Raw genomic sequence first — 21,931 nt, forward strand, 5'->3', positions numbered from 1 at the left:
TATATCAAAATCAAAGGGTCTTGAGCAAAATTTCTTCCATCGGGCGTTTGGGCACGCAGTAATCGCGGGCATCGTCCAGGTAATACTTTACATTGCCGTTCTGCATGGCAACCAGGTGGCTTTTATGGGTGGGGTAGCCGAACGCCACCACGCTGTGCAGGCGCAGATTTTCGCCCAGACCCAGCAGCTCCTTGATGGCGGGGCGGTCGATCGCCCCCATGATGCAGCTACCCACACCGTGCGCCCAGGCGGCGTCCGTCATGTTGGCAAGGGCAAGTCCGGTATCGGTATCATTGCAGCCGGGCAGGCTTTCATCCTGGCAGACAGCCACAAACAGTACCGGGGTCTCATCCGGTTTGGGCTGGCCCTGCTCCGGCGGCAGGTAAGCAGCCCAGTGCACCAGCGGCTGCATTTTGGCAACCATCTCCGGGCTTTGCACCAGCACATATTTCAGCGTCTGGCGGTTGGCACCGCAGCTGGCAATGCGGGCGGCCTCCATAATTTCCCGGGCAATGGCAGGTTCCACCGGCTTTTGCTCAAAGCGACGGTAGGTGCGGCGGGTTTTCAAAAATTCCATTATATCCATGGGGGTTCACACTCCTCTTTTTGCTGTTTCGGGTCCAGGCCGCGGCAGTGCCTATTTCGCGCACCGCCACCTGTCTTTGCTTTTATTATAGTCCATTCCGCTTTTTTCGCCTAGGCTTTTTTACAAAATTCTGCGGCGGAATTTCAGTCAATCACGGTTTTCGTGCGGCCGATGCCCACCACAGCGGAGGTCAGCTTTTTCCAGGTGTTGCAGCCGCACACCCCGTCTGCCGTCAGGCTGAAGCTGCGCTGGGCGGCGCGCAGGGCATCATACGTGTTCTGGCCAAAAGCGCCGTCCAGCGTTTTGGTGCTGTAGCCCAGGGCGTTCAGGGCGTCCTGCAGAATCAGCACATAGGTGTTTTTATCGCCGCGGCGGCAGGTGGGGTATCCGGATGTGGTGCCGGAGCAGGCCGGGGTGCCGTAACGGCGGTCAAAGTGCACCCAGGTGGGCGTCATGGAAAGCGGCTCCACATAACCCCAGGCCCTTGTGGCCGTGGCGGCGGCGTGGATGCGTTGGCGGATGGCTCTGCTGGTGCCCTGGCCCACATCAAAGGCAACGCCCGCATAGTGTTGGCTGGCCGTGCCGTGGCCGCCCTCCCAGATGCGCTTGAAGGCATACCCTACCGGGATGCCCGCCCCATACCGGCGGCGGGTCAGATTCCATGCTTCCATTGCGCGCGTTGTGGTCCACAGCACCCGCGCGTTGGATGACCCCCGGAACTCCCGCACGCTCAGCGTGCTGCCATAACTGTACGGCATCGGGTCGTTTTCGTTCAGGTTGTTGTATACAAGCATACGGTTTTCGTATGAGTCGTAAACATAGAGCTTTGCCATGGGTAGCCTCCTCTCTCGAATCAAGGAACAGTCAGAAAGTAGGAGTTAGGAGATAGAAGTTAGAAGTTAGGAGTTTAAGGTACGGCTTACGCCGCGTTTTGGATATTAGCGCCATGAAAACTTTAAGTTTTCAGCAAAAATTTTCACCCAACTCACTCCCTCAACTCCTAACTAATATTCGCGTCCGCTTTCAGCTGCTTCCAAACGCTGTCATCTACTACTCCCAGCGGGGTGATGTTATTGGCGATCTGCCAGGCTTCCAGGGCGGTTTGGGTGGCGGTGTCAAACTCGCCGGTTTCGGGCACAAAGCTGGCGGAGCAGTCCTGCGCGGCGATCTCGTTCAGCCACTGCTGCACCTGCAGCACCGCCGGGCCGCTGCTGCCAAGGGTCAGGGCGGCACCGGGCCAGACCTCCTGCGGTTCCGGCGCGGCGGATGCTGGGTTGACTGCCCCCAAGCTTAACGCTGCGCGGTAAAACGCCAGCCAGTCTGCCGGGGTCACTTCCCCGGTCACAGTGCGGCCTAACGTCTGCTGGGCGCTGCGCACGGTGGTTTCCAGGGCATCGTCAAAGGTATCCGTCAGGCCGCTTGGGGTGATTTCCGGCAGGAACTGGGCCAAGAATTCCAAAATCTGGGACAGGATGCGAATTTTCTGGCCGCTGTCCCCCACTTTCAGAGTTTCTTCGGGGGGATCCGGTGCGCGGGCTGTCACCGCGGGGCCGCTGGCGCTGACCTGTTGGGCGGAATCATAAATGCTCTGCCAGGTCAGCCGCCCCACCACGCCATCCACCGTCAGGCCCGCGTGTTCCTGCCAGGCAATGACCGCCCTGCGGGTGGCTGCGCCGAACGTTCCGTCCACCGTCACTGTGGGCACATCCCGATAATAGGCGGCCAACAGGCGCAGGTTATATTGCAGCGCCCGCACCGGGGTGCCGGTGCTGCCCTCCCGCAGGGTTGTCACAAACTGGCCGGGCTGAATGTTCTGCCCCACCAAGTTGTTGGCCACGGCAAGGCCGACCTCGTTCAGTTTGGCCCAGGTCCCGACCCCCACCACGCCGTCTGCCGTCAGGCCGAACAGCCTCTGGAACGCCCGCACTGCACTGGCGGTGCCACTGCCAAAGCTGCCGTCCACCGTCACGTTGGAAAGGCCGGTATAATTTTCTGCAGCCAGTCTGAGCCAGAACTGCACCAGCCGCACCGCGTTTCCGCGGCTGCCGGTGCGCAGAGCGGTGCCAGGGTAAGCGGTGCCGCCGGCATCGCTCTGGGCGTTCACCCACTCGGCGTACAGTTCCTGCCAGGTCGTCTGGCCCACCACGCCGTCCTGTGTCAAACCCTCCGATTTCTGGAATGCCTTGACCGCGCGTTCCGTGGCCGCGCCAAAGCTGCCATCCACACGGACGGACGGCAGATCGGAATCAAACTGCGCCAGGCTGGACAGCCAGAACTGCACCTGCTCCACGCTTCGCCCGGTACTGCCGCGGCGCAGCACGGTTCCCGGCCACGCCCCGGCGCTCTGGGCACCGGTAAAGGTTTCACCCTCGCTGGTCAGCTCGGCAAGGTCCTTGACGCTGACATAGATATAGCTGATCTTATACCAGGTCGCCTTGCCCACCACGCCGTCCACAGTCAGGGAAAACTGCTTCTGGAACTTTTTCACGCTGTTCTCGGTGGCTTCATCAAACGTTCCGGTAATGGCCGGTTTGCCGAAGGACGGGTAGTCCTTGGCAATGCGGGAGAGCTGTTTTTGCAGCACGTTGACCGCGGTGCCGGTGCTGCCGCGGCGCAAGGGGCTGCCGGGGTAGCTTTGCGGAATGGACGCAATGTTGTTGGTGGTGACCAGCTGCACCCGGCTGCCATAGTAATACCGCAGAATTTCCAGGGCGCTTTTGCCCTCCTTGGCGCGGTCCACAGTGCCCCATTGCTTCATGCCGGGGCAGGTCACGCTTTTGCCATCGCAATACTCGGTATAATAGGGTTCGGTGTCCCCCGTGCGGCGCACATAGGTGTTGAACAGCTCGGCAGTCAGGCGCTCCATCACGGCAAACACCGTGCGCCCCCGCACATACGCCTGGTCCACCCCCGGCGAGTTGGTAATGTTAAAGCTGTAGCCCCGGCTGGGGTACCATTCGGTCCAGATGCGGTTCAGCGCCAGGCTGATCTGCGCCAGAATGTTGGCCCGCAGCGCCTGCTCCGGCCAGGTGGGGTATACCTCGCTGGATGCGACATTGGCAATGTAATCCTGGAAGCTGACCGTCACGTTTGCTGCACTGACCGCCGGGCGGGCCAGGTGGACGGTAATTTTCTTCGGCACCACCACCTCACTCAGCACGCGGGCATCGGCGCACCGGCCGATGGGGGCCGGGCCGCTGCCGCCGTCCCCAGCAAACAGCGGGTGTTCTGGGATCGTTTCCGGCTCCACTTCGGGCAGGGTGCGGGCAGCGGGCAAAAATTGCAGCCGCGCCACCGTCTGCTGCCCGGCAAACACCTGCACCCCCTCCAGTTCGATCGTCTGGAAGCCAGTCATCTCCGCCCGCAGCTGGTACACCGCATAGGGGCGCACCGTGGTGTTGGCTTCATCCAGGCTGTAGGCTTCGTCCGGGGCAGTCAGCACCAGTTCCGGGGCGGAACCGACATCGTTGGTGGTCAGGCGTGCAATCTGTGTTCCCGCTTCGTTCAGCACCAGCACCGTCACGCCGGGCAGCGGCGCAGCGTTTTCGGCCAGTGCTGTATACACTTGCAAGGTTCCACTTGGCATAAAAACACCTCCTGCACTACCCTATGCCGCAATGCGGCGGGGCGTGCAGGAGGTGTTTTGTTAGGGCAATACCGCATAATTCTAAGTGCCGATACGGCGAGCGAGGTGCGGCAGATGCCAAGCCAAAAGCGCAGATAATACTGGATGCTGCAAAGGTGAGCGCCGCCAGTGGCGGAAACAGCGAACCGAAGCAGGGGCAGCGGTCGCAGAGTGCGAGGGGCTTTTGCCCCCGAAGCACGATGCGGGTACCGCAACCCGACATTATCGAGCATTTTGGCAACGCAGATGCCGTGCCGCAGCTGCCGGAGCGGTGCTTAAGCCGCAAGGCGGGAATTGTGCGGTGTTGCCTTAGAGTTTTACTATTTGGGGTTACTGCGGTTCTTTGGCAAAGAACTCTTTCACCAGCTTGGCCACCGTTCCGGAAAGCAGCAGCAGCGCGATCAGGTTGGGGATGGACATCAAGCCGTTGAAGGTATCCGCAATGCTCCACAGCAGGCCCAGGTCCATGGTAGCGCCCAGGATGGCAACAAAGGAGTAAACGACCAGGAAAGGCCGCACCACTTTGTCGGTGTGGAAGAGATACTCAATGCAGCGGGAGCCGTACAACCCCCAGCCGATGATGGTAGAAAATGCAAAGCAGCACAGCGCCACCGCCGTGAACAGCGATGCCCAGCCGCCATAGGTGAGGGTAAAGCCGGAGATGGTCAGCTCCGCACCGGCGGCCTGGCCGTAATTGACCGACGTGCCGCTGCACAGGATGACCAGCGCCGTCAGGGTACAGATCACAATGGTATCGGCAAATACTTCAAAGATGCCGAACACGCCCTGCTTGACCGGCTTTTTGGTGTCAGCGCAGGCATGGGCAATGGAGCCGGTGCCAAGGCCCGCTTCGTTGGAAAATATTCCGCGGGAAACACCTTTCTGCATGCTCAGGAACAAGCTGCCCACTGCGCCGCCGGTAAAGGCCGCCGGGTTGAACGCCCCCGCCACAATGGAGGTGAACACCTCCGGAAGACGCGGCAGGTTGAGCAGCACCACACCCAGAGCCAGCACCACATAGGTCAGCGCCATAAAGGGCACCAGCTTTTCGCTGACACTGCCAATGCGCTTCACGCCGCCCAGCAGCACCAGCGCCACCAGCATGGCCACTACAATGCCGATGACCAGGTTGACGGTTGCCATAGCTTTATCGCTCACAACGGCATACTGGTTCAGGGCGGCATCAATGGCGGTGATAATGGTGTTGACCTGCGTGGCGTTGCCGGTGCCGAACACCGTCAGCACGCCGAACAGAGCATAAATGGCAGCCAGCCAGCGCCAGTGTTTGGCAAGGCCATTTTTGATGTAATACATCGGGCCGCCCACCAGCTCGCCATTGGCATTGCGCTCCCGGAAGTGTACCGCCAGCGTGACCTCCGAAAATTTGGTGCACATGCCCAGCAGGGCGGAACACCACATCCAGAACACCGCGCCCGGCCCGCCGATGGCAATAGCCCCCGCCACACCGGCAATGTTGCCGGTACCCACGGTGGCCGCCAGCGCGGTACACACCGCCTGGAAGGGGGTCATTGCACCATCGGAAGCATCCCGCTTGCGGAACATGCGGCCAATCGTGGTTTTGATGGCATAGGGGAATTTGCGGATCTGGATAAAGCCGGTGCGCACACTGAGCAGCAGCCCCACGCCGATGATGCACACCATGGCGGGAACGCCCCAGATAAAGTTGTTGACTGCCTGGTTGACAGCCGCGATCGTTTGCAGCATATGTTGTACCCTTACTTTCCCTTACAAATCTCATAATCTTTACATTATACCGAAAAAGCTGTTCCCTGTCCAGTTTTTGCCGCCCGGTTTACGGGGTCTGCACGCAAAAAATGTTGCTCCTTAAGTTATACGATTTGTTTTGCGTTTGCATTATATAGCAAATAGTATAATTCAAGGTATAAATACAGCCCGTATTCCGGCTGCTTGGGGCGGAATACGGGCTGTATCATTGAAGCAAGACTTTTTCTGTTTGCCCTAACTCAGCTTGGAGGAAACAAGCTTGATGAAAAGGCTTTGGGGAAAATTGAAGGATTACTCCTTGACTGCCTGGAATGCCTGCTCCAGATCGGCGATCAGGTCGTCGGCATTCTCGGTACCGATGGACAGGCGGATGGTGTTCTGGTAGATGCCCTGGTCCAGCAGTTCCTGCTCGCTGAGCTGGCTGTGGGTGGTGGTGGCCGGGTGGATGACCAGGCTCTTAACGTCAGCAACGTTCGCCAGCAGGCTGAAGATCTTCAGGTGGTCGATGAACGCATGAGCTTCCTTCACACCACCCTTGATCTGGAAAGTGAAGATGGAAGCACCGCCGTTGGGGAAGTACTTCTGGTACAGCGCATGATCCGGGTGATCCGGCAGGCTGGGATGGTTGACCTTTTCCACCTGCGGGTGGTTGGCAAGGTATTCCACGATCTTTTTGGTGTTCTCGGCATGGCGCTCCACGCGCAGGCTCAGAGTCTCAACACCCTGCAGCAACAGGAATGCGTTGAACGGGCTGATGGTAGCGCCGGTATCACGCAGCAGGATGGCACGCACATAGGTTACGAAAGCAGCCGGGCCGGCAGCGTCCACAAAGCTGATGCCGTGGTAGCTGGGGTTAGGTGCTGCAATGGCGGGATAGTTGCCGGAAGCAGCCCAGTCGAACTTGCCGCCGTCCACGATGATGCCGCCCAGGGAGGTACCATGGCCGCCGATGAACTTGGTGGCGGAGTGAACAACGATGTCTGCGCCGTGCTCCAGCGGGCGGATCAGGTACGGGGTACCGAAGGTGTTATCCACAACAACCGGCAGGCCGTGCTTGTGGGCGATCTCTGCGATAGCGTCCAGATCGGGGATATCAGCGTTGGGGTTGCCCAGGGTTTCCAGGTAGACCAGGCGGGTGTTCTCCTGAATGGCATCCTCGATCTCTTTCAGGTTGTGGGCATCCACAAAGGTAGCGGTGATGCCAAAGTTGGGCAGAGTATGCTCCAGCAGGTTGTAGCTGCCGCCGTAAATGGTCTTCTGGGCAACCACATGGCCGCCGTTCTGGGCCAGGGCCTGGATGGTGTAGCTGATAGCGGCAGCACCGGAAGCAACAGCCAGGCCAGCCACGCCGCCTTCCAGGGCAGCGATGCGCTTTTCCAGCACATCCTCGGTGGGGTTGGTCAGACGGCCGTAAATGTTGCCGGCATCGGTCAGGCCAAAGCGGGCAGCTGCGTGGGCAGAATTGTTAAATACGTAAGAAGTGGTCTGATAGATGGGAACGGCGCGGGCGCCGGTAGCCGGATCGGCCTCTTCCTGGCCAACATGGAGCTGAAGCGTTTCAAAATGCAGTTTGTTCTCAGACATTGTAATTACCTCCAGAATTTTGCGGTCAAATTCTCATATCTCAAATTGTTCGGAATGATTCGATAGAAAAATGCCCGGTATCCCCGCATTTTCTGCATGCGTCTGGTTACCGGGCGTACTTACCTGTTTTATAAGCCTGGGCGGTCACATTCGGCCCCAAAGCGGTGCCGATACGCCCCCAGCCTGTTGTACAGCCCGGAAGTGTGACATTCGGCCACAGCGGAAGTTTGCGCGCAGCAAAGTGTTAAAAATAGCGTTCATTGTTGTGTGCTCCCTTCCGTTCAAAATCTCAACCAGTGCATTTCCTTTAACATACTAGGCTGGTTGGTATGTGTGTATTATAGCAGTCCTGCCCCCTACTGTCAACCCTTTCCAACAAAAAAGTGCAAAAAAATCCCGCCGCCGGAGTTCCGGCAGGCGGGGCAGAGCATATTGGCGTGTTACCGCATTTTATTTCACATAACCCATCAGACTGGGCAGAGCCAGGCTGATCTGCGGCACATAGGTGACCAGCATCAGCACAGCAAAAATCGCGGCAAAATAGGTGATCAGCTGTTTGAACACCGTTTCGATCTTGACGCCGCCGACCTTAACGCCGACAAACAGCGTGGTGCCGACCGGCGGGGTGATGGTGCCGATGCACAGGTTGAAAATCAGCATGATGCCAAAATGGATGGTGTTCATACCCAAAGCCTGGCAGACCGGCAAAAAGATGGGGGTAAAGATCAGGCAGGCAGGGGTCATATCCATAAAGGTGCCAACCACCAGCAGGATGATGTTAATGAGAAACAGGATCACATACCTGTTGCTGCTGATGGAAAGCAGGGCGCTGGACACCAGGGACGGGATGTTGGTGAACGCCATGACCCAAGACATGATGCTGGACACGCCGATCAGGAAAATGATGATGCCGGTCATCTCGGCACTTTCGCGCAGGATCTTGGGGATTTCTTTCAGTTTGATGGATTTATAGCCAAACAGGGAGAGCAGCAGGCTGTATACAACGGCCACAACGGAACCTTCGGTTGCGGTGAACACACCGCCGATGATGCCGCCGATGACAATGATAATGAGCAGCAGCGCCGGGATAGCCTGCAAGATGGTGTGAATGGCCTCCTTAAAGGTAAAGGAAGTCTTGCTGCGGTAGCCGTGCTTTTTGGCAAAGAAGTAGATTACGATCATGCAGGCCAGACCCCACAGGATACCGGGCAGGTAGCCGGCCATGAACAATGCGGCAACTGAAGTGCCGCCGGACACCAGCGAGAAGGTGATCATAACGTTGCTGGGAGGGATCAGCAGACCGGTGGGGGCGGTGGCAATGTTGGCGGCAGCGGAGAAGTTGGGGTCATAGCCTTCTTCTTTTTCGATGGGGCCGATGATGGAACCCATGGCGGAAGCAGCAGCCGTGCCAGAGCCGGAGATTGCGCCAAACAGCATGTTGGCAATCACGTTGGTCTGTGCCAGGGCGCCAGGGGCGCGGCCGGTGATGAGCTTGGCCAGGTTGATCAGGCGGACCGCAATGCCGCCTTTATTCATAATATTGCCGGCCAGGATAAAGAACGGGATTGCCAGCAGGCTGAACATGGAAATACCGGAGAAAATGCGCTGCGCGCCGGTAACAACGGCGACTTCAAGGTCCATAATGGGCAGGATGGCAACCACGGACGAAATGCCGAGCGCCACCGCGATGGGCACGCCTGCGATCAGCATAATGACCAGCAGGATCAGGATGATCAGCCCGGAAACAAGAGCAATGTTCATTGTGTTTTCCTCCTCATTCTGCGCTGGTGGAGCTGTGTTCTTCCACGCTGTCGGTGGCAAGGTCAATGATGTTCAGTACCGAATACACCACGATCAAAGCACCGGACAACGGCAGAACTGTGTACACCGTGCCCATGGGGATGCCTAGAGAGGCTGTGACCTGGGTCATGGTCAGCTTCATGATGCTGACACCACCGTACAGCATAACAACGGCAGCCAGCAGCAAGACCAGGCATTCGCTGATGATCTCCAGTACCTTGCGCGGGGTGCCGGTGATCTTATCGGCCAAAAAGCCCATCCGCATATGGTCGCGCTTGCCAAACACCAGCGCGCTGGAAAGCAGGGCCATCCAGGTAAAGCTGTAGGTCAGCAGTTCTTCCGAAACGGTGGAGGGGCGGCCAAAGAAATAGCGTGTCACGATCTGGTAGGTGCCAACCACGACCATGGCGGCAAACAGCAGGGCGCAGACCCAGCTCAGGACGGTATCCAGCCCATGGCGGAACTTATGTAAAGATTTCATTGTGCGCTGCCCTCCTCATATTCTGCATTGATGGCCTGGATATGGTCATACAGGTCCTGGATATCCGGGTTGGCATCCAGCATTTCCTGCTGCACATTGCTGACCTTATTGCTGAACTCGCTGATATCCACATCAATAAAGGTCACGCCCATATCATTCTCGGCGATCTGCTTGGCTTCCTCCACCTGGTCATCCCAGCAGGAAAGCTCTTCCTCGGTGGAAAGGCGGGCGGCCTCCTTGAAGACAGCCAGCTCTTCATCAGACAGGCTGTTCAGGAATTTCAGGTTGCCAACCAGCATATCCGGCACCATCTGGTGCTTGGTGTAGGAGAAATACTTGGCAACTTCGCCGTGCTTGTTGTTGGTCAGGGCCAGCTCGTTGTTCTCCGCACCGTCAATAACATGCTGCTGGATGGCTGTGTACACATCGCCGAAGCTCAGCGGAGTGGCGGCAGCGCCAAAGGCCTGCACCATCTTAACGCTGGCGGGGCTCTGCTGCACGCGGATCTTCAGACCTTTCAGGTCATCGGGGGTATAAATGGGGGTAGTTGCATAGAAATTGCGGGTACCGGCATTATACCAGGTCATCACGCGGAAACCAGCTTCATCGGTGGAATCATACACGTTTTCCATGTAATCGGTATCATTCATGACGGCATGGTAAGCTTCTTCTGAGGTGAACAGGTAGGGCATGCTGAAAATCTCGTACACATCGGCAAAGGTTTCCAGGTTGGCGGTACCGGCCACGACAAAGTCAATCGCGCCGGTCTGGGTCAGCTCGATGGCTTTCTGGGCAGAGCCAAGCAGCTCATTGGGGAAGATCTGAACCTCGTATTTATTGCCCAGGTTGGCTTCCACATATTCTTTGAACTTGAGCAGGCCAAGGTGTTCGGGGTGGGTTTCGGACTGTGCATGAGAAATGCGAATGATTCGCTTGCCGCCCGTCAGTGAGCCGGAACAGCCGGTTGCCGCTACCAGCATAACGCCGCAGATGCTCACGCACAGCATTTGCTTGAGGTATTTCATGGGGGTTCCTCCTTCTTTACATTCCGCTGGGCCGGCCTGCAGCGCACAGCACGCCGCAGTGTTTGCTCATAACCCATTGATTCTAATTAGCATTATATGTTTTATTTTTAGCTTTGTAAATATCACATTATTGTAAAATGTAACGTAAACATATGTTTATTTTTGTGTATTCTGATTTCGCAAGGTTTTTTCGCACGTATTTTGCGCATGTAATTTTATTATCAAGCGATTTTTGCTTTTCTTCACTCTATCTTTATCCGGCTGTACTTTCCGAGCACAAAAAAGCGTTCCCGGCTGCACAGCGGGAACGCTTTTGGTTTGTTTTTTGCTTTATCTTTTTCTTTATGGCAATACCGCATAATTCTAAGTGCCGATACGGTGAGCGAGGTGTGGCAGATGCTAAGCCAAAAGCGCAGATAATACTGGATGCTGCAAAGGTGAGCGCCGCCAGTGGCGGAAACAGCGAACCGAAGCAGGGGCAGCGGTCGCAGAGTGCGAGGGGCTTTTGCCCCCGAAGCACGATGCGGGTACCGCAACCCGACATTATCGAGCATTTTGGCAACGCAGATGCCGTGCCGCAGCCGCCGGAGCGGTGCTTAAGCCGTCAGGCGGGAATTGTGCGGTATTGCCTTATATATAAGGGCCATATAGGAGTCCGGCGCAGCGGAGCGCTGCCGCTGCGCCCCGGCCCTATCGTTTGGCGGCATAAAATAACAGATGCCCCGCCTGCCAAACGGCGGAGCATCTGTTCAGATCACATATTCGTTGCCCGCATCGGGGTACTGCATCAGGTCGGCCAGTGTCACGCTGTCCAGGTATTCGCTGATCATACCGTCCAGCTTGTACCACAGCGGATAGGTGCGGCATTCCGCCATGCGCGGGCAGGCAGGGGCACCTTCTTCCAGGCAGGCAACAGTTGCCAGGCTGCCCTCCGTCAGGCGCAGAATGCTGCCCACGGTGTACGTTTCCGGCGCGCGGGTCAGCTTGTAGCCACCGCCCTTGCCGCGCAGACCTTCCAGAAAGCGCTGCTGGACCAGCACCTTTAAAATGCTTTCCAGATATTTTTCGCTGATCTCCTGGCGCGCTGCAATTTCTTTCAGCGGCACATAGCCTTCGCTCTGGTGCTCGGCCAGGTCAATCATAACGCGCAGGGCATAGCGCCCTTTTGTTGATACCATCATAAGTGGATCATCCTCCGTATTTTCTAATACCTAGTATATAACAAGGTTAATGGGAAAACAAGCCTTTGAAAAAATAAAAAAATCAAAATACCCTATTGACAAACGGGTTAATGGGGTTTATAATCCCTATAAACCCAGGCGAAAGGTTGGTAATTAAACATGAAGCGATGTCGAGTCTTGGAGCTGTAACACGAAATCATCCATTCAATTCCAACATTTTATAAATAAAGGCAACACCGCACAATTCCCGCCTTACGGCTTAAGCACCGCTCCGACGGCTGCGGCACGGCATCTGCGTTGCCAAAATGCTCGATAATGTCGGGTTGCGGTACCCGCATCGTGCTTCGGGGGCAAAAGCCCCTCGCACTCTGCGACCGCTGCCCCTGCTTCGGTTCGCTGTTTCCGCCACTGGCGGCGCTCACCTTTGCAGCATCCAGTATTATCTGCGCTTTTGGCCTAGCGGCTGCCGCACCTCGCTCGCCGTATCGGCACTTAGAATTATGCGGTATTGCCTAAAACATTTTTTGATTTACATAGAGAGAGGGTTCACTATTATGAGTAAGATTTATACCTCCGCAGACCAGCTGATCGGCCATACCCCGCTGCTGGAGCTCACCCACATTGAAGCCGCCGAAGGCCTGGAAGCCAAGCTGCTGGCTAAGCTGGAATACTTCAATCCCGCCGGTTCCGTCAAGGACCGCATTGCAAAGGCAATGCTAGACGATGCCGAAGCTGCCGGCAAGCTGAACAAGGATACCACCATCATTGAGCCGACCTCCGGCAACACCGGCATCGGCCTGGCCAGCGTGGCAGCTGCCCGCGGCTATAAGATCATCATTGTCATGCCCGAAACCATGAGCGTGGAGCGCCGCCAGCTGATGAAGGCTTACGGTGCCGAGCTGGTTCTGACTGAAGGCGCCAAGGGCATGAAGGGCGCTATCGCCAAGGCTGACGAGCTGGCCAAGGAGATCCCCAACAGCTTTGTTGCCGGCCAGTTTGTGAACCCCGCCAACCCGAAGGCCCATTACCAGACCACCGGTCCCGAAATCTGGGAAGATACCGACGGCCAGGTTGACGTTTTTGTTGCCGGTGTTGGCACCGGCGGCACCGTGACCGGCGTTGGCACCTACCTGAAAGAGCAGAACCCCAACGTAAAGGTTGTTGCTGTTGAGCCTGCTTCCAGCCCGGTTCTGAGCCAGGGCAAGTCTGGTGCCCACAAGATCCAGGGCATTGGCGCTGGCTTTGTGCCCGATGTTCTGAACACCAAGATCTATGACGAAGTCATCCCCGTTGAGAACGACGACGCTTTTGCCACCGGCAAAAAGGTTGGTCATTCTGAGGGCGTACTGGTTGGCATTTCTTCCGGCGCTGCTGTGTGGGCTGGCATCCAGTTGGCAAAGCGTCCCGAAAACAAGGGCAAGACCATTGTTGTTCTGCTGCCCGATACCGGCGACCGTTACCTGAGCACCCCGCTGTTCGCCGACTAATTAGCCATTACACGATTCTCATATCTCCTTACCAAAACAGCTGCTCCCCGCCTTGCGTGGGGAGCAGTTTGTGGTATAATAACATCTAGATTGGAGTGTACTTCTATGATCCCGACCCCTGAACAGGCTTATGCGCTGGTGTGCGATTATAACGAAGGTGAGTTCCACCGCAAGCACGCCCGCATTGTGGGCGATGTGATGCGCTGGTATGCCAACGAGCTGGGCTATGGTGCCGAAGCGGATTTCTGGCAGACCGTGGGCATCCTGCATGATCTGGACTTTGAGCAGTGGCCGGAACAGCACTGCACCAAAGAGCAGGAGCTGATGCGGGAAAAAGGCATTGATGAGCGCATCATCCACGCAACGGCCAGCCACGGCTGGAACCTGACGGTGGATATTAAGCCGGAGCACGAAATGGAAAAGGTGCTGTATGCCGCCGACGAGCTGACTGGTCTGATCGGTGCCTGCGCCATCATGCTGCCCAGCAAGAGCGTGCAGGATCTGGAAGTAAAAAGCCTGAAAAAGAAGTTCAAGAACAAAAAGTTTGCCGCCGGGTGCTCCCGTGATGTGATCACCTCCGGTGCAGAACTGTTGGACTGGGACCTCGACACCCTGTTTGAAAGGACGCTGGCTGCCATGAAGGCCAGCGGAAATGTGGACTGAATGGCAGAAAAAGTTCTTGTCGCCATGAGCGGCGGCGTTGATTCCAGTGTTGCGGCGTATTTATTGCAGCAGCAGGGCTATGCGTGCATCGGCGTTACCATGCGCCTGTATGAAAACGAAACAGCAGGCATCCCCCGCGGGCACACCTGCTGCTCACTGGACGATGTGGAGGATGCCCGTGCCGTTGCCTATGACCTGGGCATGCCCTACTATGTGCTGAATTTTACGGAAGAGTTTGACGAAAAAGTCATCCGAAAATTTGTGCAGGTCTACCAGAACGGCGGCACCCCCAACCCCTGCATTGATTGCAACCGCTACCTGAAATTCGACCACCTGCTGAACCGTGCGCGGGAGCTGGGGTGCGATTATATCGCCACCGGCCACTATGTGCAGCGCTGGCAGGATGAAAACGGCCGCTGGGGGCTGCGCAAGAACGATGACCCCGGCAAGGACCAGAGCTATGTACTTTACTCTTTAACGCAGGACCAGCTGGCCCACACGCTGTTTCCCCTGGGCGGCATGCACAAGGACGCTGTGCGCGCCATTGCCGAGGAACAGGGGCTTTGCAATGCCCGCAAGCATGACAGCCAGGACATCTGCTTTGTGCCGGACGGCGATTACGCCGCCTTTTTGGAGCGCTATACCGGCCAGCCCATGCAGCCCGGCAATTTTGTAGACGAGCAGGGCCATGTGATCGGCCGGCACAAGGGGGCCGCGCGGTACACCATCGGCCAGCGCAAGGGGCTGGGCATCAGCGCCGAAACGCGGCTGTTTGTTTCCGGCAAGAACATGGCGGAAAACACCGTGACGGTGGGGCTGGAAAGTGCGCTGTTCCACTCATCCTTACTGGCGGACGAGTGGAACTGGATCGCCGCACCGCCCGCCGTGGGCCAGCCGCTGCCCTGCACGGCCCGCACCCGCTACCACCAGCCGGAACGCCCGGCCACCGCTACCCTGCTGCCGGATGGCCGCGTGCGGGTGGATTTTGCCGCCCCCCAGCGCGCCATTGCCCCCGGCCAGGCCGTTGTGCTGTACAACGGCGAAAGCGTAATCGGCGGCGGAACGATTTTGAATGTGGAATAATCTCTGATAGGCACACCCCTGGGAATCTGTCATGATTCCCAGGGGTGTATTTTTATTTTATGGCAACACCGCACAATTCCCGCCTTGCGGCTTAAGCACCGCTCCGGCAGCTGTGGCACGGCATCTGCGTTGCCAAAATGCTCGATAATGTCGGGTTGCGGTACCCGCATCGTGCTTCGGGGGCAAAAGCCCCTCGCACTCTGCGACCGCTGCCCCTGCTTCGGTTCGCTGTTTCCGCCACTGGCGGCGCTCACCTTTGCAGCATCCAGTATTATCTGCGCTTTTGGCTTGGCATCTGCCGCACCTCGCTCGCCGTATCGGCACTTAGAATTATGCGGTATTGCCTTATCTTCAAGTAGGAATACCGGTTCTTGGATTTTCTACTTATTTTGTATCTTTATGATTTTTTCAACGCCAGAACGCATAGGCCGCATATCCGTTGCCAAGCGGCTCGATGCTGAAGTGATACCAGGTACACAGCCCTACAATGGCCAGAGCTGCCACGATCACCAGTACCACTGCCAATGTAAGTTTCTTTGAAAAAATTTTCTTGATGTTATCCAAAAGTTTTTTCATACTGTCCCCTTCCTGTTTTACTGTAAAATTGCCGGATTTTCGCCAGATTTTTATTTTGGCTCTTTCCTCCTTTCTTTTCTTTCATCATAGCAGGCCGCATGTACTTTGTCAACAATATTATTCTATAAATAGTATTTACGTCATATAATATCTGGGGTATACTGGAAGTATCCTGAACTGTCAGAAAGGGTTTGCTTGTGGGTGTTACAGAGAATTTGAAGCGCGGTGTAACCGAGCTTGTGCTGCTGGGGTTATTGACCCAGCAGGATATGTATGGATACGAAATGGCGCAGGCCCTGCGCGATCGGAGCAGCGGGAAGTTTGTTCTGCTGGAAACTTCTATGTATCCCACCCTTTACCGCCTGCAGGACCACCACTATATCTCCTCGTATGAAGAGCTGGTCGGCAGGCGGCGGAAACGCACCTATTACCATATTGAGCCCGCCGGAACGGCCTACTATCAAAAAATTCTGGCAGAATACCTGACCGCACAGGAGGGTATCCAGGCCATCTTAAAAAGCTGCACAGAGAAAGGAAGCCCCGAATGAAGATTCCTGCACAACAAAACGGAAATCCGCTGGCAGCCTGTTATTGCAGTCAGCTGGATAAAGCGTTATCTGAGGTCAACTATGCCAAACCGTTAAAGCGCCAGTTTTTAAGCCAGATGCAGGATTCGCTGTACAGCTATCTGGAAGCCCATCCGGATGCCCGCCTGGAAGATCTGTACGCCGCTTTTGGCACCCCGCAGGAAGCCGCAGACTCTGCCCTGCTCAACATGGATTCTGCCCAGATCAAAAAACAGCTAAAAACAAGCCAGCTGTTCCATTTTCTGTTTGCGGTCGTTATCGCCATCCTTGTCATGGTCGTGGTTTACCGGTTGGGCGCACTCGCCATCAACCGCTATGTCAGCCAGCCGTATATTATTGAAAGCCCTGCCGCCGTGATTACCGGCCCTTTGCCGACGGACACACCTTAATTTCAAAAACTCTTATCATACAAAAAACCGCGGGCGCCCTGTTTTTGGAGGACGCCCGCGGCAGTTTATTTTGTTATTTTACTTTTTCAGGAATTTCAGCAGCGGAACGGTGACAAGGGTTGCCACAATGCCGCAGCCAACGGCTTCGATCAACGCCTGCACGCCGACAAAGGCGCAGACGAACAGGAACGGGTTGGTGGTGCCGAAGGTTGCGCAGAGAGACTGCACATACTCGGTATTAAAAAAGAACACGCACAGCGAAAGCATGAACCAAAAGGTGTTCAGCAGCGGCGTTGCCACAGCGCCCACGGCGCAGCACAGCTTGGTGTTTTTGGGCAGCAGCTTTTTGATGCCAATGTACACCCAACCGGCGCAAAGCCCCACCAGAACGCGGGCCACAAAGCAGGTAATAAAGGTGCCCACCGGGCTGGCCTGCAGCATGGCGGCGCTCATCACACTGGGGGTGCGCAGGGCCGAAACAAAGCTGGTTGTGCCAAAAACACCGCCAAGGATGGCACCCGCAACAGGGCCAAGCGTCATGGCGCCGATGGCAACCGGGATGGTAAGCAGCGACATGGACAGCGGCCCGACCTGCAGATAGCCCAGCGGCGTATAGTTCATGACAAGCAGAACGGCGACCAGCAAGGCAAGCTGGGTCAGCCAACGGGTGTTGGTACGGTTTTTCATATTCAATTTCCTCCTGCTGCCGTCTTTTCTTCAAAGTACAGCGCATACTCGGGGGCAGGGCTTTCCTGCCCGCCTGTGCAAGTATACGCTGTTTGGGCGGCAAATGCAAGCATTTTGGGCAAAATGGAAATCAAATTGCGGGTGACTGCCTGCGACATGCTGCATAAATATGCCAAGCAAAAGAATATTTATGCAAAAATTTTCTTGCATTTTGCGGCGCACTGTGCCATAATAGACTGTATTCCATTACTTTGCTGCCGGGCTTTGCCCGGCTGAGGATACCGATTGACAGGAGGAAAACCCCATGAACCTGAAAGGCAGAGATTTTTTGACCCTTCTGGATTACACCCCGGAAGAAATTGCATATCTGGTGGACCTTGCCGCCGAGCTGAAAGCCAAAAAGAAGGCGGGCGTTCTGCACGATGTACTGCGCGGCAAAAACGTTGCGCTGATCTTTGAAAAAACTTCCACCCGCACCCGCTGCTCCTTTGAGGTTGCCGCCCACGACCTGGGCATGGGCTCCACCTATCTGGATCCAACGGGCAGCCAGATCGGCAAAAAGGAATCCATTGCCGACACCGCCCAGGTGCTGTGCGGCATGTTTGACGGCATTGAGTACCGCGGCTATGGCCAGGAGATTGTGAACGAGCTGGCCAAGTATTCCACCGTACCGGTATGGAATGGCCTGACCAATGAGTTCCACCCCACCCAGATTCTGGCTGACTTTTTGACGATTAAAGAGCACTTTGGCAAGCTGGCCGGGCTGAAATTCGCTTACATGGGCGATGCCCGCTACAACATGGGCAACTCCCTGATGATTGGCTGCGCCAAGATGGGCCTGCACTTTGTTGCCTGCGCCCCCAAGGCATACTGGCCCGCCCCAGAGCTGGTGGAAAAGTGCAAGGCCATTGCCGCCGAAACCGGCGCTACCATCACCCTGAGCGATGACACCGATGCCGTAAAGGACGCCGATGTGGTATACACCGATGTGTGGGTAAGCATGGGCGAGCCAGTTGAAGTGTGGGCCGAGCGCATTGAAGCGCTTGCCCCCTATCAGGTAAACACTGAACTGATGGCAAAGGCAAAGCCGACCGCCGTATTCATGCACTGCCTGCCCGCCTATCACGACCACAAGACCGCCGTTGGCAAGGAGATGGGCGAAAAGTTTGGCCGCGACGCCATGGAAGTGACCGATGAAGTGTTCACCGGCCCGCAGTCCATCGTGTTCCAGGAAGCCGAAAACCGGATGCACACCATCAAGGCCGTTATGGCGGCAACGTTGGGCGCGGAGTTTTGAGCGGGGTTGAGCCAAGCACAAGCCTAAGATAAAATCGAGAAATCCCCTGCACGGGCGGGCCATTGTTACAGCCTGGCGTGCGGGGGATTTTTTGTATTTTGTAGGGGGGTGCCCATGTGGAAGCTTGTGGTGGATAATGATGCAAAATATACGGCAAGGCCCGGTGTGCGGATTGTCACAGATTTTGTAATGCGCAGCAAGGCAAGGTTGCGGCGTGGTGAGGGCACCCCGCCCTACAGCGCATTTTAACGCTTGCCACGCATTATAAAATACTCTGTAGGGAACGGTCTTGACCGTTCCGGGGCGTTGGGGACGCCGCCCTGCTTACCGTTCAAAGGTTGTGCACAACGTGGTGGACCAGGTTTCGCCGGGGTGCAGGGCGGCGGCGCAGGGGCGGTCCTCCCAGGTTAGAGGTCCGTTTTCCTCGCCGGGCAGGCTGTGCCACGGCTCAATGCAGACAAAGCGGTAGGGCTTTTCCGGCTTGGACCAGATCAGCACATAGGGATAGCCCTCAATGTTGCAGCGCACGGCGCGGCCGGTATCCTTTTCCACAATGGCAAGGGTCTTGCTGCGCAGGTTCAGCATACAGTGGCTGTCGTTGTCAAACAGGTCATCCGTCAAGGGCACGGTGCGGGTATTGCGGGCCAGATAGTGATAATCGGTACCGTTCAGCAGGCCGTTGGGCAGACAGCTCACGCACAGGGGGCTTTCCAGCTCGTCAAAACGGAACTCATAATCCGCAGGGATGTGGGCATCATCAAACGGGATGGCAAATGCCGGGTGGTAACCAATGCCGAACCTGAGCTCCGGTTCGCTGGGATTATACACCGCCAGGGTGTGGCGCACCGTTTTTTCCACCAGCTCAAAGGTGGAGCGCAGCTCAAACTCATAGGGCCACTTGGCGCGGATCTCCTCGTTTGCCTGCAAAACCAGGGTCAGGCTTGTCTCGGTCTTGCCCACCAGGGTGTGCTCCACATCGCGGGCAAAGCCGTGCTGGCCGCCGGCATACTCTTTGCCCTTGGCGATCATTTTGCCGCCGGTCAGCTTGCCGGTATAGGGGAACAGGATCGGCGCATGGCGGCCCCAGACGGCAGGGTCCCCGCACCAGAGCATTTCGGCCCCGGTAGCCTTGTTGACAACGCTCACAGCCTCGGCACCATGGGTATCCACCGTCAGGCGCAGGTATTCGTTTTCAATGGTATACTGCATAATATTCCATCCTATTCTTTGGCAATACCGCATAATTCTAAGTGCCGATACGGCGAGCGAGGTGCGGCAGATGCTAGGCCAAAAGCGCAGATAATACTGGATGTCTTATCGAGCATTTTGGCAGCGCAGATGCCGTGCCGCAGCTGCCGGAGCGGTGCTTAAGCCGCAAGGCGGGAATTGTGCGGTGTTGCCCTTTGTAAATTTTTACCGCAGGAAGGTCTTATCTGTATTATACAGCGCCCGCCACAAAAAGGAAAGAAGATTCTTGGCCGGCTTTTCTGCACCGTGGTTTTATGGTATGATGGTAGCAGAAATTTCGCCCCGCAAAGGAGGTGCGCACCATGCTGCCCAAAGCCAAAACCGTTTATTTCCATGTAGATGTCAACTCCGCCTTTTTGTCTTGGACGGCCATCCAGCACCTGGCCAACGGCGAAACGCTGGACCTGCGCACCGTGCCCGCCGTGGTGGGCGGAGATGAGGAAAAGCGCCACGGCGTGGTGCTGGCCAAGAGCATTCCCGCCAAACGGTACGGCATCCAAACCGGGGAATCGCTGTTTATGGCACGCAGCAAATACCCCAATTTGATCGTTGCCGCGCCGGATTTTGACTGGTATGTAAAAAACAGCAAAGCTATGATCCGCATTTTTGGCGATTACACGCCAGATATTGAGCAGTACAGCATTGACGAAGCCTTTTTGAACATGACCGGCAGCGAGGGACTGTTTGGCCCGCCTTTGCAGGCGGCGCAGACCATCAAGGACCGCATCCACCGGGAGCTGGGCTTTACCGTAAACATTGGCATTGCGCCCAACCGCCTGCTGGCCAAAATGGCATCTGACTTTGAAAAGCCGGATAAAATCCATGTATTAACGCAGGATATGGTACCACAGAAATTGTGGCCGCTGCCGGTGGGCAATCTGTTCGGCGTGGGGCCAAAGTCCGTCAAGCGGATGCACGAGATTGGCATTTATACCATCGGGGATCTTGCCAACGCGGACGCGGACATCCTGCGCGGGGTGTTCGGCGTGCGGGGGCAGGTGTTCCGGGATTACGCCAACGGCATTGAAAGCGAGCCGATGACCCGCAGCGAGGTGAAGGACAACAGTTACGGCAACAGCGTAACCACTCCGCAGGACCTGAAGCGCCCCGTGGAGGCCGATGCCACCATGCTGGCGCTGTGTGAATCCGTTGCCGGGCGGCTGCGGATGGACGGCAAGACCGCACGGGTCATCACGGTGCAGCTGGTGGATAACGCCTTCCGCCGCAGCAGCCACCAGGTAACGCTGAACAGCCCCACCAACTCTACCGATGTGATTTACCACACCGCGCGGGAGCTGATGCGCCAGATGTGGCCCGACCGCCCAGTGCGCCTTGTTGGGGTGAGCGCCGAAAAGACCGGCACCGACAATTTTGAGCAGCTGGATTTTTTCACCGATCCAGCCAAAACCGATAAACAGGAAAAGCTGGACCGTGCCGCCGATGCCCTGCGCGCCCGCTTTGGCGAGGGTGCCATCCTGCGCGCCAAGCTGCTGCACCCTGACGAGAAAACCACCGCCCCCAAAGCCCTTGGTGCCGCCAAAGCAAGGGACAAGCGCAAGGGGGAACTGTAAAGCAGGCGGATACTCGGCAAGAGAAAAGGTGTTTTATGGAATTTAATGAAAAGCTGCACCGCCGCATCCGCTGGCCGGCTGTTCTGCACATTCTTCTTCCCCTGCTGGCGGCATTCACCGCCCTTATGGTTGTGGGGCGGCTGATTTCCGGCGTGCACTGGCTGAGTGATATTATCGGAAGCATTCTGCTCAGTGCCGGGCTGGTTTTGCTGTATGCCGGCTGCCAAAACCGATTGACTGCCTGAAAAAAGCAGAGTATGCGCTTTTTTGAACAGCACCCCATTTGTTAGACAGTATGATATACTATTTAACAAG

At 56.6% G+C, this 21,931-nt stretch carries 21 protein-coding genes; 9 read left to right on the plus strand and 12 right to left on the minus strand.

Features of this window, described 5'->3' with window-relative positions:
- Nucleotides 1-10 precede the first annotated feature (10 nt).
- From PG062_RS13755 to PG062_RS13795, 9 genes are all read right to left on the minus strand, one after another.
- Entirely contained in the window at nucleotides 11-586 is a 576-nt protein-coding gene (locus PG062_RS13755; protein ID WP_270752672.1) for a nitroreductase family protein, read from the minus strand.
- A 143-nt stretch (nucleotides 587-729) separates the two neighbouring features.
- Nucleotides 730-1,419, minus strand: a complete 690-nt coding sequence (locus PG062_RS13760) for a peptidoglycan-binding domain-containing protein (RefSeq protein WP_270752673.1) — start codon at nucleotides 1,417-1,419, stop codon at nucleotides 730-732.
- Between the two features lie 167 nt (nucleotides 1,420-1,586).
- Nucleotides 1,587-4,172 carry a peptidoglycan-binding protein gene (locus PG062_RS13765; RefSeq protein ID WP_270752674.1) on the minus strand — a complete coding sequence of 862 codons (2,586 nt, stop codon included), beginning with the start codon at nucleotides 4,170-4,172 and terminating at the stop codon, nucleotides 1,587-1,589.
- Nucleotides 4,173-4,541: 369 nt separating this feature from the next.
- Nucleotides 4,542-5,936, minus strand: a complete 1,395-nt coding sequence (locus tag PG062_RS13770) for an alanine/glycine:cation symporter family protein (RefSeq protein WP_270752675.1) — start codon at nucleotides 5,934-5,936, stop codon at nucleotides 4,542-4,544.
- A 312-nt stretch (nucleotides 5,937-6,248) separates the two neighbouring features.
- Complete coding sequence (locus PG062_RS13775) at nucleotides 6,249-7,541, minus strand: O-acetylhomoserine aminocarboxypropyltransferase/cysteine synthase family protein (protein WP_113999511.1); 1,293 nt, start codon at nucleotides 7,539-7,541, stop codon at nucleotides 6,249-6,251.
- Between the two features lie 450 nt (nucleotides 7,542-7,991).
- Complete coding sequence (locus PG062_RS13780; protein WP_113999512.1) at nucleotides 7,992-9,302, minus strand: TRAP transporter large permease; 1,311 nt, start codon at nucleotides 9,300-9,302, stop codon at nucleotides 7,992-7,994.
- A gap of 13 nt (nucleotides 9,303-9,315) precedes the next feature.
- Complete coding sequence (locus tag PG062_RS13785; protein WP_113999513.1) at nucleotides 9,316-9,822, minus strand: TRAP transporter small permease; 507 nt, start codon at nucleotides 9,820-9,822, stop codon at nucleotides 9,316-9,318.
- Nucleotides 9,819-10,847 (minus strand): TRAP transporter substrate-binding protein, encoded by a 1,029-nt coding sequence (locus PG062_RS13790; RefSeq protein WP_270752676.1) that lies wholly within the window; start codon nucleotides 10,845-10,847, stop codon nucleotides 9,819-9,821. The genes PG062_RS13785 and PG062_RS13790 overlap by 4 nt, the downstream gene beginning before the upstream one ends.
- A gap of 749 nt (nucleotides 10,848-11,596) precedes the next feature.
- Nucleotides 11,597-12,028 (minus strand): RrF2 family transcriptional regulator, encoded by a 432-nt coding sequence (locus tag PG062_RS13795; protein ID WP_113999515.1) that lies wholly within the window; start codon nucleotides 12,026-12,028, stop codon nucleotides 11,597-11,599.
- Nucleotides 12,029-12,582: 554 nt separating this feature from the next.
- Between PG062_RS13795 and cysK the strand changes: the two genes are divergently transcribed.
- From cysK to mnmA, 3 genes are all read left to right on the plus strand, one after another.
- Nucleotides 12,583-13,515, plus strand: coding sequence for a cysteine synthase A (gene cysK, locus PG062_RS13800; protein ID WP_113999516.1), 933 nt, complete (start codon nucleotides 12,583-12,585; stop codon nucleotides 13,513-13,515).
- Nucleotides 13,516-13,620: 105 nt separating this feature from the next.
- Nucleotides 13,621-14,178: a hydrolase gene (locus tag PG062_RS13805; RefSeq protein ID WP_270752679.1), complete on the plus strand. Its 558-nt coding sequence runs from the start codon at nucleotides 13,621-13,623 to the stop codon at nucleotides 14,176-14,178.
- Nucleotides 14,179-15,261: a tRNA 2-thiouridine(34) synthase MnmA gene (mnmA, locus tag PG062_RS13810; protein ID WP_113999518.1), complete on the plus strand. Its 1,083-nt coding sequence runs from the start codon at nucleotides 14,179-14,181 to the stop codon at nucleotides 15,259-15,261.
- Between the two features lie 408 nt (nucleotides 15,262-15,669).
- Here the strand turns inward: mnmA and PG062_RS13815 are convergent, their stop codons facing one another.
- Nucleotides 15,670-15,837, minus strand: coding sequence for a hypothetical protein (locus PG062_RS13815; RefSeq protein ID WP_270752680.1), 168 nt, complete (start codon nucleotides 15,835-15,837; stop codon nucleotides 15,670-15,672).
- Nucleotides 15,838-16,034: 197 nt separating this feature from the next.
- Between PG062_RS13815 and PG062_RS13820 the strand changes: the two genes are divergently transcribed.
- The gene (locus tag PG062_RS13820) at nucleotides 16,035-16,385 is read left to right on the plus strand and encodes a PadR family transcriptional regulator (protein ID WP_113999519.1); all 351 of its coding nucleotides are present in this window, start codon (nucleotides 16,035-16,037) and stop codon (nucleotides 16,383-16,385) included.
- A complete protein-coding gene (locus PG062_RS13825; RefSeq protein ID WP_270752681.1) occupies nucleotides 16,382-16,813 on the plus strand; it encodes a DUF6120 family protein in 432 nt (143 codons plus the stop codon). The genes PG062_RS13820 and PG062_RS13825 overlap by 4 nt, the downstream gene beginning before the upstream one ends.
- A 78-nt stretch (nucleotides 16,814-16,891) precedes the next feature.
- Here PG062_RS13825 and PG062_RS13830 read toward each other — a convergent pair whose 3' ends face one another.
- Nucleotides 16,892-17,500 carry an ECF transporter S component gene (locus tag PG062_RS13830; RefSeq protein WP_113999521.1) on the minus strand — a complete coding sequence of 203 codons (609 nt, stop codon included), beginning with the start codon at nucleotides 17,498-17,500 and terminating at the stop codon, nucleotides 16,892-16,894.
- Nucleotides 17,501-17,575: 75 nt separating this feature from the next.
- On the opposite strand from PG062_RS13830, the gene PG062_RS13835 reads away from it, so the two are divergent.
- The gene (locus tag PG062_RS13835; RefSeq protein ID WP_270752682.1) at nucleotides 17,576-17,776 is read left to right on the plus strand and encodes a hypothetical protein; all 201 of its coding nucleotides are present in this window, start codon (nucleotides 17,576-17,578) and stop codon (nucleotides 17,774-17,776) included.
- 28 nt (nucleotides 17,777-17,804) lie between these two features.
- Nucleotides 17,805-18,797, plus strand: coding sequence for an ornithine carbamoyltransferase (gene argF, locus PG062_RS13840; RefSeq protein ID WP_113999522.1), 993 nt, complete (start codon nucleotides 17,805-17,807; stop codon nucleotides 18,795-18,797).
- Between the two features lie 324 nt (nucleotides 18,798-19,121).
- On the opposite strand, the gene PG062_RS13845 is transcribed toward argF, so the two are convergent.
- Nucleotides 19,122-20,006 carry an aldose 1-epimerase family protein gene (locus PG062_RS13845; protein WP_270752683.1) on the minus strand — a complete coding sequence of 295 codons (885 nt, stop codon included), beginning with the start codon at nucleotides 20,004-20,006 and terminating at the stop codon, nucleotides 19,122-19,124.
- 341 nt (nucleotides 20,007-20,347) lie between these two features.
- Between PG062_RS13845 and PG062_RS13850 the strand changes: the two genes are divergently transcribed.
- On the plus strand, nucleotides 20,348-21,616 hold the full coding sequence (locus PG062_RS13850) for a DNA polymerase Y family protein (RefSeq protein WP_113999524.1): 1,269 nt from the start codon (nucleotides 20,348-20,350) through the stop codon (nucleotides 21,614-21,616).
- 35 nt (nucleotides 21,617-21,651) lie between these two features.
- Nucleotides 21,652-21,861 carry a phosphatase PAP2 family protein gene (locus PG062_RS13855; protein ID WP_270752684.1) on the plus strand — a complete coding sequence of 70 codons (210 nt, stop codon included), beginning with the start codon at nucleotides 21,652-21,654 and terminating at the stop codon, nucleotides 21,859-21,861.
- The last annotated feature ends 70 nt before the right edge of the window (nucleotides 21,862-21,931 follow it).

It is taken from the genome of Gemmiger qucibialis, assembly GCF_027689445.1.
In the GTDB taxonomy this organism is placed as follows: Bacteria; Bacillota; Clostridia; order Oscillospirales; family Ruminococcaceae; genus Gemmiger; species Gemmiger qucibialis.